Source organism: Pseudaminobacter soli (ex Li et al. 2025) (genome assembly GCF_003012705.1).
Lineage (GTDB): Bacteria > Pseudomonadota > Alphaproteobacteria > Rhizobiales > Rhizobiaceae > Pseudaminobacter > Pseudaminobacter soli.
On sequence record NZ_PXYL01000001.1, the window covers coordinates 47,167 to 60,017 of the forward strand.

10 protein-coding genes are annotated in these 12,851 nt (G+C 63.5%); 2 read left to right on the forward strand and 8 right to left on the reverse strand.

The features are described from left to right. Positions 1–16 precede the first annotated feature (16 nt). From C7I85_RS00215 to C7I85_RS00240, 6 genes are all read right to left on the reverse strand, one after another. The gene (locus C7I85_RS00215; protein WP_106721936.1) at positions 17–1,213 is read right to left on the reverse strand and encodes a serine hydrolase domain-containing protein; all 1,197 of its coding nucleotides are present in this window, start codon (positions 1,211–1,213) and stop codon (positions 17–19) included. A 57-nt stretch (positions 1,214–1,270) separates the two neighbouring features. After that, positions 1,271–2,305, reverse strand: a complete 1,035-nt coding sequence (locus C7I85_RS00220; RefSeq protein ID WP_106721938.1) for an extracellular solute-binding protein — start codon at positions 2,303–2,305, stop codon at positions 1,271–1,273. Between the two features lie 42 nt (positions 2,306–2,347). Next, positions 2,348–3,151, reverse strand: coding sequence for an ABC transporter permease (locus tag C7I85_RS00225; RefSeq protein ID WP_106721940.1), 804 nt, complete (start codon positions 3,149–3,151; stop codon positions 2,348–2,350). After that, positions 3,144–4,064 carry an ABC transporter permease gene (locus C7I85_RS00230; RefSeq protein WP_106721942.1) on the reverse strand — a complete coding sequence of 307 codons (921 nt, stop codon included), beginning with the start codon at positions 4,062–4,064 and terminating at the stop codon, positions 3,144–3,146. The genes C7I85_RS00225 and C7I85_RS00230 overlap by 8 nt, the downstream gene beginning before the upstream one ends. Positions 4,065–4,067: 3 nt before the next feature. After that, positions 4,068–5,168, reverse strand: coding sequence for an ABC transporter ATP-binding protein (locus C7I85_RS00235; protein ID WP_106721944.1), 1,101 nt, complete (start codon positions 5,166–5,168; stop codon positions 4,068–4,070). A 136-nt stretch (positions 5,169–5,304) separates the two neighbouring features. Further along, positions 5,305–6,969 (reverse strand): amidohydrolase, encoded by a 1,665-nt coding sequence (locus tag C7I85_RS00240; protein ID WP_106721946.1) that lies wholly within the window; start codon positions 6,967–6,969, stop codon positions 5,305–5,307. A gap of 145 nt (positions 6,970–7,114) precedes the next feature. Here C7I85_RS00240 and C7I85_RS00245 point away from each other — a divergent pair, with 145 nt between their 5' ends. Both C7I85_RS00245 and C7I85_RS00250 read left to right on the forward strand, forming a co-directional pair. Then, positions 7,115–8,146 carry a histone deacetylase family protein gene (locus C7I85_RS00245; RefSeq protein ID WP_106722555.1) on the forward strand — a complete coding sequence of 344 codons (1,032 nt, stop codon included), beginning with the start codon at positions 7,115–7,117 and terminating at the stop codon, positions 8,144–8,146. Between the two features lie 60 nt (positions 8,147–8,206). Beyond that, entirely contained in the window at positions 8,207–9,634 is a 1,428-nt protein-coding gene (locus C7I85_RS00250) for an aldehyde dehydrogenase family protein (RefSeq protein WP_106721948.1), read from the forward strand. A gap of 488 nt (positions 9,635–10,122) precedes the next feature. On the opposite strand, the gene lpdA is transcribed toward C7I85_RS00250, so the two are convergent. Together lpdA and C7I85_RS00260 are read right to left on the reverse strand one after the other, a co-directional pair. Beyond that, entirely contained in the window at positions 10,123–11,520 is a 1,398-nt protein-coding gene (gene lpdA / locus C7I85_RS00255; protein ID WP_106721950.1) for a dihydrolipoyl dehydrogenase, read from the reverse strand. 4 nt (positions 11,521–11,524) lie between these two features. Further along, entirely contained in the window at positions 11,525–12,850 is a 1,326-nt protein-coding gene (locus tag C7I85_RS00260; protein WP_106721952.1) for a dihydrolipoamide acetyltransferase family protein, read from the reverse strand. Position 12,851 lies beyond the last annotated feature (1 nt).

Sequence of the window (12,851 nt, forward strand, 5' to 3'; positions counted from 1 at the left end):
GGTTCCTCGGCAATGTTCAGGCGAGTGCGTCGGCGATCGCGTGGATCGCCTTCAAGGTGGCGACGGAATAGTCGCGATTGGTGAAATCCGGGTAGGTCGAAAGCTTTACGACGACCATCTCGTGATCCCAGTTGATATGGATGAGTTGGCCGAAAACGCCCCGGCACATCAGCGAGCGCGACTCCGCATCCTCGATCCAGAACTGGTTCTTGTAGGAGCCGGTGGGGAAGCTTTCGCTGTAGAGAGGGCCATGGATGCCGGTGCGCGTCGCTTCGACCCAGCTGGCGGGAACCACGCCGCCGCCATTGTCGAGGATCAGCTGTCCGAAACGGGCATAGTCGCGAAGCGTGGCGTTGAAGCCGCCATCGGCCAGAGCGTAGCCGGCGCTGTCGACGGTGAAGCAGGCGCTTTCTTCGGCGCCGATCTTCTGCCAGAGCTCTTCCGAAACCAGCTGCGCCAGGCGCTTGCCGGTGGCGCGTTCCATGGCGAAGGCGAGAACGTCGGTCTCGATCGAACGGTAGACGAACTCCTCGCCATGCGGGCGGTCCGTCTCAGTCAGGCCGAGGATCAACTCCCACATGTGGGTCGGCCACTTGAACGCCGGGTCGGTGCCCGGCGGAACGGGTTTCCAGCCGGCAGCGACGTCGACCTGACCGATCTCGGAATAGGGGTTGGTATATTCCTCGCTGAAGCGTACGCCGCTTCTCATGTCCAGAACATGCTGCAGTGTGGCGCCGCGCCAGCCCGTCCGTTCCAGTTCGGGCAGATAGCGGGTCACGGGCGAAGCGGGGTCGATAATGCCGCGGCCGGCAAGAATGCCGAACACCGTTGCGGTGACCGATTTGGCCATCGACTGCGACAGGTGCAGCGTGCGCGGCGTCATGCCGTTGAAATAGCGTTCGTAGACGACCGCGCCCTTCCTGAGCACCAGGAAGCCGTCGGTATAGGATTCATCTAGATGGCCGGCGAGCGTCTGCTCCGGGCCTGGGCCATCCGCGACCAACAGGTCGTCGAGATCGAGTTCGTTGCGCGCCAGTTCGCGCACAGGGCCTTCGCCGCGCCAGACTTCGGCGGTGGGCAGAAGCTCGCGAATGTGCTGGAAGGCCCATCTGTTCCAGGGCGCCCGGTCCCAATCCAGCCGGGGCGGCACCATCTGCGGCGGCGATCCTTGCATGATGGGGGGAAGTGGATCGCTGTTGCGATATGAGGTCATGGCAGCCGCACGCAAAAAGAACGGCCCGGCGGATGCGCCGGGCCGTAAAGGCAGATGTTACTTCTGGAGCTCGGTCCAGATCTTGGTGTAGAGCGCCTGCGTTTCGGGCGAGCACATCTTCTGCAGTTCGCCGTGCGGCTTGGCGTCCGCCGGGATCACCACTTCCGGAGCGTCCTTCATGTCGTCCGGCATGTACTTCTCCGAGCCGGAGATGGCGTTGGCGTAGCGGTGGAAGGCCGACAGACCCGCCGCGTTCTCCGGATCCATGATGAAGTTCTGGAAGAGCTTGGCGTTCTCGACGTTCTTGGCTTCCTTCAGAACGACGACGTTGTCGCTCCACATGCCGAAGCCTTCCTTCGGATAGTTGAAGTGGATCTCGGGATGAGCCAGGCGCTGACGCAGGGCCGAGCCGTTCCAGTCGCTGGTCGCCTTGAAATCGCCGGCGCCCATGCGCTCGATGGTGTTGTACTCCATCGCGACCCAGTTCGGCTTGGCCGCGACCAGCATGTCGCGAACCTTCTTCAGAAGAGCCTTGTCGTCGGTGCACTGCTCGCCGCCGAGATACATGATGGCAGCAAACATCACGTCGCCCATCTCGGGCACGACGTTGACCTTGCCCTTCAGCTCGTCAGGCGTGTTGAAGATGATGCTCCAGCTGTCGGCCGGGCCCTTGTAGGCGTCGGTGTTGACGACCACGCCGATGGTGCCCCAGGCCCACGGAACGGTGAACTTGCGGCCGGGGTCGAACTCAGGGTTGGCCCATTCCGGCGCTACGTTCTTGAAGTTCTCCATCGTGGACGGATCGGTTTCCTGAACGAGGCCTTCCTCGATCCAGATCGGCACGTAGGTCTGCGAGGGGATCGCGATGTCGAAGCCGGTGCCGCCCTGACGAACCTTGGCGAGTGCGGTGTCGTTGGAGTCGTAGTCGGTGATCGTCACCTTGACCTTGTACTTCTCCTCGAACTTCTTGATCACGTCGGGGCTGGTGTAGTTGCCCCAGTTGTAGATGTTGAGCTCGCCCTCGGCGCGGGCCAGGCCCGTCGAGGCAAGCAACGCCAGCCCGATTGCCGGCGCGGTGGTCTTCCAGTTCATGGCAGTGCTCCCATTGGTTGTCTGCGGATTGGTCGCGTTGGATTAGTCGCGTTTTCTGCTGGCAAAGAAGAAAAGCGTCACGATGAGGATCGAAAGCAGCAGGAAAGCCGTCGAAATGGCGTTGATCTCGGGCGTGATGCCGCGCCGGATCTGGCCGAGCATGTAGGTCGGCAGCGTGTCCTGCCCGCCGAGCTTGACGAAGTTGGTGATGACTACGTCGTCGAGCGAGATGACGAAGGCGAGCATGAAGCCGGCGAGAATGCCGGGCCACAGAAGCGGCAACGTCACGCGCCGGAACGCCTTGAACGGCGTGGCGTAGAGGTCGGCTGCGGCCCGCTCGAGCGTCAGGTCCATGCTTTCCAGCCGCGCCCGGATAGGCAGGTAGGCGAAGGGAATGCAGAAGGCCGTATGAGCGCCGATGAGGTAGCCGAGGCCGGCATAACCGGTCCACACCTTGATGCGCGAGAAGAAGATCAGCAGCGCAACGGCTGTGACGATCTCGGGCACCATCAGCGGCTGGTTGATGAAGGCGTATTTGAAGGTCAGGCCGCGATAGGCCTTGGTCCGCGTCGTCGCCAGCGCCGCCATGGTGGCTGCGATGGTCGCAAACGTCGCCGCCAGCACCGCGATCTGGAACGACCGGATGGTGGCGTCGATAACCTGGTCGTTGTTCCAGGCCGAGGCGAACCATTTCAGCGAGAAGCCGCCCCATTCCGACGTCGATGTCGCCGCGTTGAAGGCATAGGCCACCAGAATGATGATGGGCAGATAGAGCGCGACGAAGCAGATGACCGCAATCGTGGTGAAGCCCGGCAGGGCCTTCAGGTCGAAGCGACGCTTAGCCATGACGCACCTCCGAGGAACCGGCGTTGCGGACATAGGCAAGCAGCGCAATCATGACGATTGCCATCAGCGTGATCGAGATGGCTGAGCCGAGCGGCCAGTTGCGGCCCTGGCCGAACTGCAGCTCGATGAGGTTGCCAAGCATCATGTTCTTGCCGCCGCCGAGCAGGCTGGGCGTCACATAGGCGCCGAGCGAGGGGATGAAGACGAGGATCGAGCCAGCGATGACGCCCGGCTTGACCAGCGGGAAGATGATGCGGCGCAGCACCGCAAAGCGCGAGGCATAGAGGTCATAACCAGCCTCGACGAGGCGGAAATCGAGCTTTTCCATGCTGGCATAGAGCGGCAGCACCATCAGCGGCAGATAGACATAGACCATGCCGATCATGATGGCGGTGTCGGTGAACAGGATCTGGATCGGCTGGTTGATGAAGCCGGCCTTGATGAGCAGGGTGTTGATGATGCCTTCGTTGCGGATGATCTGCAGGATCGCGAAAGTGCGGATCAGCAGGTTGGTCCAGAACGGAATGGTGATCAAAAACAGCCACATCTCACGCGTCCGCTCTGGCCGCGTGGCGATGAAATAGGCGGTCGGAAAGCCGAAGACGATCGTCAGCAGCGTGGTGCCGATCGACAGTTTCACCGAGCGCCAGAAGATGGCCAGGTGAGCATCGGCGAAGGACAGCGTGTCGTCGAATATGTCCCTTTGCAGGAAGACGCTGATCCAGCCGTCTGTGGAGAACTTCCATTCCACGTCGCCATAGGGGCCGGCCGCGAGGAAGGAATAGATGAGAACGATAAAGAGCGGGCCGATGGCCGCCAGGAGAATGATGATCAGCGCCGGGGCTGAGAGTAGCCACCGGTTCCTGATATCCTGACGTTCGGCGCTGAGGGCGGTTTCCTGTGCGCTCGCCATCTGTCAGTCCTTCAGGATCTGCGCGACGTCTTGGCCGAACTCGATGCCCACGCGCTCTGCCTTGGCAAAGCCGTTGTGGCCGTTGCGGCTGTTCTGCTGGCGAACGATGAAGGGCGTACCGTCGTCTAGACGCACGTGGAAATGCGTGTCGGTGCCGAGGTAGACGACGTTCTCGATATGGCCGACATGGGCCGAGGTGCCGTTCGGCGCTGCAACGCGCGCGTGCTCGGGCCGGACCACGAGGGTAACCTTGCCCTGCGGGCTGGAGCCGCTCGGGAACGTGGCCGGGATTTCCTTGCCCGAAGACAGGCGCACGGTGGCGCGGCCGTCATTGGCCGACACGACGTCGGCGTGGAGGAAATTGGTTTCGCCGATGAAGTCGGCAACGAAGCGCACCGCCGGGCGGTCGTAGATGTCCCAGGGCGAGCCGACCTGCAGGATCTTGCCGGCCGACATGACCGCGATGCGGTCCGACATGGTCAGCGCTTCTTCCTGGTCGTGGGTGACGAAGATGAAGGTGATGCCGGTCTCGTGCTGAAGACGCTTCAGCTCGATCTGCATTTCCTTGCGCAGCTTGTAGTCGAGCGCCGAGAGCGGCTCGTCGAGCAGCAGCACTTTCGGCTGCGGGGCCAGGGCGCGGGCCAGTGCGACGCGCTGCTGCTGGCCGCCGGAAATCTGGCTGGTCTTGCGGTCCTTGAGGGCCTCCATGCGCACCAGCTTCAGCATCTCGGCGACGCGCGCCTCGATCTCGGCCTTGGGCTTTCCCAGCATCTCCAGGCCGAAGGCGATGTTCTGGCCCACGGTCATGTGCGGGAACAGCGCATAGCTCTGGAATACGGTGTTGACCGGCCGCTTGAACGGCGGCAGCGGCGCAATATCCTGGCCGTAGAGCAGGATCTGGCCGTCTGTTGGATAGTCAAAACCCGCGATCAGCCGCAGCAAAGTGGTCTTGCCGCAGCCCGATGGGCCCAGAAGAGTGAAGAACTCGTTTTCGCGGATCGATACGGAGACGTTGTCCAGTGCCGCGAACTGAGCATCCCCCGTACCAAACAGTTTACTTACGTCGCGGACTTCAATCGCATTCTTATCCGGCATTTCCGGCACGCATACCCCTGTATAGAGTGTCCCGCCTTTATCGGCGCTTTTTATGTCCTGCCAATTGTCAGCACATGCAGCTTAGCTTGGCAACTGTCTAAACTGAACAAAGATTGAAGTGGATATCTCCCGCCTCTGCTTGCCGCTATGCCTGATAGGTGACCTTGCCGCCGCAGATCGTCGTGGCCGGGCGAATCTCTTGCAGGGCCTCCGGCGCGGTGGCTTCGAGGTCGCCCGAGAGCACCACGAGGTCGGCGAAGAAGCCGGGCTTGAGCCTTCCCTTGCGGTCTTCCGTGAACTCGGCATAGGCGCCTTCGACCGTGTAGGCGGCAAGCGCCTCATGCAGCGAGAATCGCTGGTCAGGCATGTCGTCGGCCCATTTTTCACGCGTCATCGAAGCCTGCATGCCCGCGATCGGATCGATCGGCGAAACCGGCCAGTCTGAGGCAAAGACCACATGGGCGCCGGCTTCCTTGAGCGTGCGCGAGGGGTAGCTGACGTGCCAGCGATCGCGGCCGATCCGCGAGACGGTCGGCTCCAGGGGCAGGCCCATCGAGCCGGGCGGATGGGGAGGCTGCATGGAGGCGATGACGCCGAGGTCGATGAAGCGCGGAATGTCGGCTTCGGTCGTCACCTCGATGTGCTCGATACGGTGGCGGCTGTCGCGCTTGCCGTTTTCCTTTTGCGCCGCCTCATAGCCGTCAAGCACTGCGCGCACCGCGCCGTCGCCGATGGAGTGCACGGCGATTTGCAATCCACGCTTGTCGATCGCCACGGCCAGTTCGCGGAACTGTTCCGGTGTGAACAGCGGCTCGCCGACCCAGTCGGGCCGGTCGGCATAGGGCTCGATCATGACGGCCGTCCAGGAATCGAGCACGCCGTCATAAAAGACTTTCACAATGCCCGAATGCAGGTAATCGGACGCATAGCGTTCGGCCATGCGGGAGGCTTTCTCCAACATGTCGAGGGTCATGAAGTTCTTGTAATGGAAGGGAATTTGCACACGGCAGGAAAGGCCTTCCGCCGCATCGATTTCCGACAGCAGTTCGAGCTGGTAGAGGTTGCCGTCCATGTTCTGGATGGAGGTGATGCCGTGCTTGGCGCACCAGGCAAGGCCGCGGCGCATGATGTCGCGGTCGGCGTCGCGTTCGGCGGTGCTCGGCGCAGGGTCAGGCTCGCCGCCTGTGGACAGACCAAGGCGCGTGCGCTCTTCGCCTGCCAGCTTCAGCACCGGGCCGAAGGCTTCGTTTTCGCGCAATTCGCCGGTGGCGAGGCCATCCTCGCCCATGACGACCTCATTGCCGGGGCCGACCTTCTTGCCGTGCAGGATGCCGGCCATTTCCAGCGCCTTGGTGTTGGCCCACATGGTGTGGTGGTCGGGCGCGGCCATGGCGAAGGGACGGTCGGGCAGGATGCGGTCGAGATGATGACGCGTTACCGTTTCGCCGGGCAGGACCGTGTAGTCGACACCCTGGCCGACCAGCATCTTGGCGTCCGGACGGGCGGTGGCATAGTCGCGGATCGCCTTCTGCAGCGCCTCGAAGCCGTGCACGCCTTGAAGCTGGAGATGCGCCAGCTCGGCCGCACCGGAGAACAGATGCATATGCGCTTCGATGAAGCCGGGAACGACCGAGCCGCCCTTGGCGTCGATGACCCGCGTGTCGGGGCCTTTCAGATCGAGAATGGAATTGTTGTCGCCGATGGCCTGGATCAGGCCGCCCTGAATGGCGATGGCCTCGGCTTTGGAGTTGGCCTCATCCATGGTCAGGACGCGGCCGTTGATGACGATCAGATCAGCGTGGGAAGGCATTTCAGTCTCCGATGCGGTCCTACGCTAGCAACCGCCGGAAACTTGGTATGATGCCAGATACACCGTCAGTCTTGGCACAGGGGCACTCTTGTGGAAATGCGGGGCCTGTGGCTAGGTCACGCTCCAATCGACTGAAAGGAAAATGATGAAGACGGTTTTTTCTCCGCTCCATGCCGGTCATTCCGGACAGATGGAGCTGGTTGCCGGCGCAATCGTGCCGGGTTTCGAGAAGCCTTCGCGGGCGGAGTACATCAAGGCCAGGGTTGAGAGCGAGAAGCTGGGACCCATCCTGGCGCCGACGGAGCATTCGCTGGACGCCGCCAAGCGCGTGCACCGGGCCGATTACATTGATTTTCTGCCGACGGTCTGGCCGTTGTGGCAGGAAGCAGGCTTCCCCGGTTCGGCCATGCCCTTCACCTGGCCCACGCGCGGCATGCGTGGCGACGTGCGCCCGTCGCGAATCGACGCTCTGCTCGGCTACTATTCGATCGACGCCGGCGCCACCTTCGTCGAAGGGACGTGGAAGGCGATCAAGTCGTCCTATGATGTGGGTCTGACCGCCGCCGAGGTCGTCAAGGCTGGCGAGCGCAGCGCGTTCGCGCTTTGCCGTCCGCCCGGCCATCATGCCGGCTCGGCCTTCATGGGCGGCTACTGCTTCATCAACAACGCCGCCGTCGTGGCGCAGTGGTATCGCGACCAGGGCGCGGCACGCGTCGCCATCCTCGACGTCGACTACCACCACGGCAACGGCACGCAGGAGATCTTCTACGAGCGCGACGACGTGCTGGTGCTGAACCTGCACGGCGACCCGATGACCGAATATCCGTTCTTCCTCGGCCATGCCGACGAGCGCGGCGCAGGCAAGGGCGAGGGCTTCAACCACAACTATCCGATGGCTCCGGGAACGCCTTGGGACAAGTGGAACGAGGCGCTGGAAGACGCCTGCAAGAAGGTTGCCGCCTATGGCGCGGACGTCGTAGTCGTCTCGCTGGGCGTCGACACCTTCGAGAAGGACCCGATCAGCCAGTTCAAGCTGAAGAGCGAGGACTATCCGAAGATCGGCGCGCGCATCGCCAAGCTCGGCCTGCCGACGCTGTTCGTGATGGAAGGCGGCTATGCGGTCGAGGAAATCGGAATCAATGCCGTCGGCGTGCTGACGGGCTTCGAAGGCGCCTGACCTTCAAAAGGGGCGCCCGCCGAGGCGCCCCGAATACACTCCAGATCCGGAACGGAAGACATGAGCAACCATCTGAAATTCTACATCGACGGCGAATGGGTCGCGCCGGTGAAGCCTGCAACGCTGGACGTGATCGACCCGTCCACCGAGGAGGCCTACACCACGATCTCCCTCGGCTCGAAGGCCGACGTCGACAAGGCCGTTGCCGCCGCGCGCGCCGCCTTCGCCAGCTTCTCCCAGACCACACGCGAACAGCGCCTGGCGCTGCTCAATAAGGTGCTGGAAATCTACAACCGTCGCTACGAGGACGTGGCGCAGGCGATCTCACAGGAGATGGGCGCGCCGATCACCTGGGCTCGCGAGGCGCAGGCCGCTGCCGGCCAGGTGCATCTCGAATCGACCATCAAGGCGCTCGAAGACTACGAGTTCAGCCATCAGCGCGGCGGCACCATGGTGGTGAAGGAGCCGATCGGCGTCTGCGCGCTGATCACGCCCTGGAACTGGCCGCTCAACCAGATCGTCTGCAAGGTGGCGCCGGCCATCGCAGCGGGCTGCACCGTGGTGCTGAAGCCGTCGGAAATCGCACCGATCAGCGGCATCGTCTTTGCAGAGATCATGCATGAGGCGGGCGTGCCTAAGGGCGTGTTCAACATGGTCAACGGCAACGGCCCGGATGTTGGCCAGGTGATGGCCGAGCACCCGGATGTCGACATGGTGTCCTTCACCGGCTCGACGCGTGCGGGCATCCTTGTTGCCAAGGCCGCGGCGGATACGGTCAAGCGCGTGGCGCAGGAACTGGGCGGCAAGAGCGCCAACATCATCCTGCCGGATGCCGATTTTGAGAATGCCGTGCGCGACGGCGTCAACGCCTGCTTCGGTAATACGGGTCAGTCCTGCGACGCGCCGACGCGCATGCTGGTGCCGGCTTCCCGCCACGACGAGGCGCTGGAAGTGGCCAAGGCGGCTGCCGAAGCCCATCGCACCGGCGACCCGCGCTCGACCGAGACGCAGCTCGGACCGGTCGTCAGCCAGCTCCAGTACGACAAGATCCAGGGGCTGATCGAGACCGGCATCGCCGAAGGCGCCAAGCTGGTGGCGGGCGGCCTCGGCCGGCCCGAGGGCCTGAACCGCGGCTACTACATCCGGCCGACCGTGTTCGGCCATGTCACGCCCGACATGACGATTGCGCGCGAAGAGATCTTCGGACCGGTTCTGTCGGTCATCTCCTATGAGGACGAGGACGACGCGGTGCGGATCGCCAACGACACGGTCTATGGTCTGGCGGCCTACATCCAGTCGCAGAACATCGACAACGCCCGCCGCGTGGCCTCGAAGATGCGCGCCGGCTCGGTCTACCTCAACTACCCGGCCTGGGACACGCATGCTCCCTTCGGCGGCTACAAGCAGTCGGGCAACGGCCGTGAATATGCCGACTGGGGCATCCACGATTTCCTCGAGATCAAGGGCATCGTCGGCTACGCCGGCTAAGATTGCGATCGGGCGTGGCGACGGAAACGTCGCCGCGCCCTTTTTCTCTGCGGGCATAGTTCCCGCAATGCGCAGCAGCGCGCAGCTTTGGGCGCCCCAAGGCATAGCCCAACAATTCGGGCGAAGACCGCCTCGAAATTCTCGCTGAAAATCTGATTGGTTTTGCTTCCTATGGAAGCAGGCTTTGCCATCAGCAGAGCCCAAAAAGAAAACACCCGCCGAGGGAGGAGGTTCGGCGGGTGTTTCTATAGGTCGGTCGACAATCGGGAGGAGGTGAAGGTCGACCGTATCCGACAAGGCCCGGGAGGAGGTAGGCCGTTGCCGAAATCACTCGTGCTAAATGCCCGCGTTCGCCTTCTGAAACAAGCATCAATGCTGCATGGCAGCCTTGCAAATTTGTGCGATGCAGCAATCCGACGCATGCAACAGCCACATTTTCTGCGCGCAGCGAGTGCGCGATGCAACATTCGACGGTGGTGCGAAGCGCCTCAGATATGCAACGCGTGGCCGAGCGCCTTGAGCGCCGCTTCCTGAAAGGCTTCGCCCTGGGTCGGATGGGCATGGATGGTGCCGGCAATGTCTTCCAGCCGCGCGCCCATCTCGATCGCCAGGCCGAAGGCGGTGGCGAGTTCCGAGACATGCTGACCGACCGCCTGGATGCCGAGCACCAGATGGTTGTCGGCGCGCGCCACCACGCGCACGAAGCCGGCCTCGCCCTGCATGGTCATGGCGCGGGCATTAGCGGTGTAAGGGAACTGGCCGACCTTGATTTCGTGGCCATGCGCGCGGGCCTCCTCGGGCGACAGGCCGGCGCTCACCACCTCCGGATCGGTGAAGCAGACGGCCGGAATGCAGCGCTTGTCCCATGAGCGGCGGTTGCCGGCGACGATCTCGGCCACCATTTCGCCCTGCGCCATGGCGCGGTGCGCCAGCATCGGCTCGCCGGTGACGTCGCCGATGGCATAGACGCCGCGCATGGAGGTGCGGCACTGGCTGTCGATGCGCAGGAATTTTCCCGCGCGGTCTAGATCGAGCTCTTCCAGCCCCCAGCCTTCCATCACCGGCTTGCGGCCCACCGTGACGAGAATCTTGTCCGCGGGAAGCTCCTGTTCGCGGCCGTCGGCGGTTTCCACGACGAGGGCGTCGCCCTTGGCCGAAAGACCCTTCGCCTTCGCCTCGGTCAGCACCGCGATGCCGAGTTCGCCGAGCCGCTTCGCCACTGGCCGGGTCAGTTCGGCGTCATATTGCGGCAGGATGCGCGGCAGGGCTTCCACCACCGTCACCTTGGAGCCGAACTTTGCGAAGGCGGTGCCGAGCTCGAGCCCGATATAGCCGCCGCCCACGACGACCAGCCTTTCCGGTACTTTTGACAGCGAGAGCGCTTCGGTCGAGGAAATCACCGGCCCGCCGAAGGGCAGGGCGGGCAGTTCCATCGGCGCGGAGCCGGTGGCGATGACCACCGTTTCGGCGCGGATCACCTGCGTCCCGGTCTCGGTCTCGACCTCGACGGTCTTGCCGTCGCGGAATCTGCCGCGGCCATGCACGATCTTCACGCCGGCCTTCTTCAACAGGCCGACCACGCCGTTGTTGAGACGGCCGACCACGCCGTTCTTCCAGGAAACCGTTTTTGCGAGGTCGAGCTTGGGCGCTTCCAGCGTGATGCCAAGCGTGTTCTTGCCTTCGGCTGCCAGCAGAGCTTTTTCGAATTCGTCGGCGGCATGGATCAGCGCCTTGGATGGGATGCAGCCGATGTTGAGGCAGGTGCCGCCCGCCTTCGTCATTTCCACGATCACTGTGTCGACGCCGAGCTGGCCGGCGCGGATGGCGCAGACATAGCCGCCCGGGCCCGCGCCGATGACCAGAAGCTTGCAGGAGATGTCTTTCATGAGCTCATCCCTCGACGAAAATCAGCGCCGGTGTTTCCAAAAGCGTCTTGATGCGCTGGATGAAAACGGCGGCATCCCAACCGTCGACGACACGGTGGTCGAAGGAGGAGGACAGGTTCATCATCTTGCGCGGAATGAACTGCGTGCCATCCCACACCGGGCGCACCATGATCTTGTTGACGCCGACGATGGACACTTCCGGATGGTTGATAACCGGCGTGGTGGCGACGCCGCCCATGGCGCCAAGCGACGTGATGGTGATGGTCGAGCCTGACAGTTCCTCGCGCGTGGCGGTGCCGGTGCGGGCGGCGTCCGACAGCCGGGCCAGTTCGGCAGCACTATCCCAGATGTCGCGGGCCTCGGCATGGCGGACCACCGGCACCATCAGGCCGCCCGGCGTCTGCGTTGCGATACCGATATGCACGCCGCCATATTGATGCACCACGCCCGCCTCGTCGTCGAAGATGGCGTTGACATTGGGCTGGTCGGCAATGGCCTTCACCATGGCCCGCATCAGGAAGGGCAGCAACGTCAGCTTCGGCTGATCGGGGCGCTTTTGCTTGTTGAGTGCGGCGCGCAGATCTTCGACTGCTGTGACATCGATCTCCTCGACATAGGTGATGTGTGGGATGCGCGATTTTGCCACCGCCATCTTCTCGGCGATGCGGCGGCGCAGGCCGACCACCTTGATGTCTTCGACGGACGTGTTCCGAGCGAGGCCGGGCGCGCCGGTCGGCGCCTGCGGTCCGCGCGCCAGAAAGGCGTCGATGTCCTCATGCGAGATGCGGCCCGCGGGTCCCGTGCCCGGAACCTGGCGCAGGTCGATGCCCGCTTCCGTGGCGCGCAGACGCACTGCCGGCGAGGCCAGCGGCTTTTCGTCTTCCGCGCGTGGCGCGCCTAACTGCGAGCGGGCCGGGAAATGGTTGCGGCCATTCGCCGGGGCCGGCTTTGGTGCGGGCGCGGCAGGAGCGACTGCCGGTGCGGCGGGCTTTGCCTCCGTGGCGTCGATTGCCTTGGCGGCGGGCTCTGGCTTCGGTTCTTCAATCGCTTTGGGGGCTTCGGTAGCGCTTGGCTCCTCCGCCGTTTCGCCTTCCACCTTCAGCCGGATCAGCGGCGAGCCGACGGCGACCACGTCGCCGATCTCTGCGCCCAGCCAGGTGATCTCGCCATGGACGGGCGAGGGGATTTCGACGGTCGCCTTGTCGGTCATCACCGCGGCTAGCAGCATGTCCTCGCGCACCAGGTCGCCGACCTTGACGTGCCATTCCACAAGCTCGGCCTCAGCTACGCCTTCCCCGACGTCCGGAAGCTTTATGACGTGCTCGGCCATG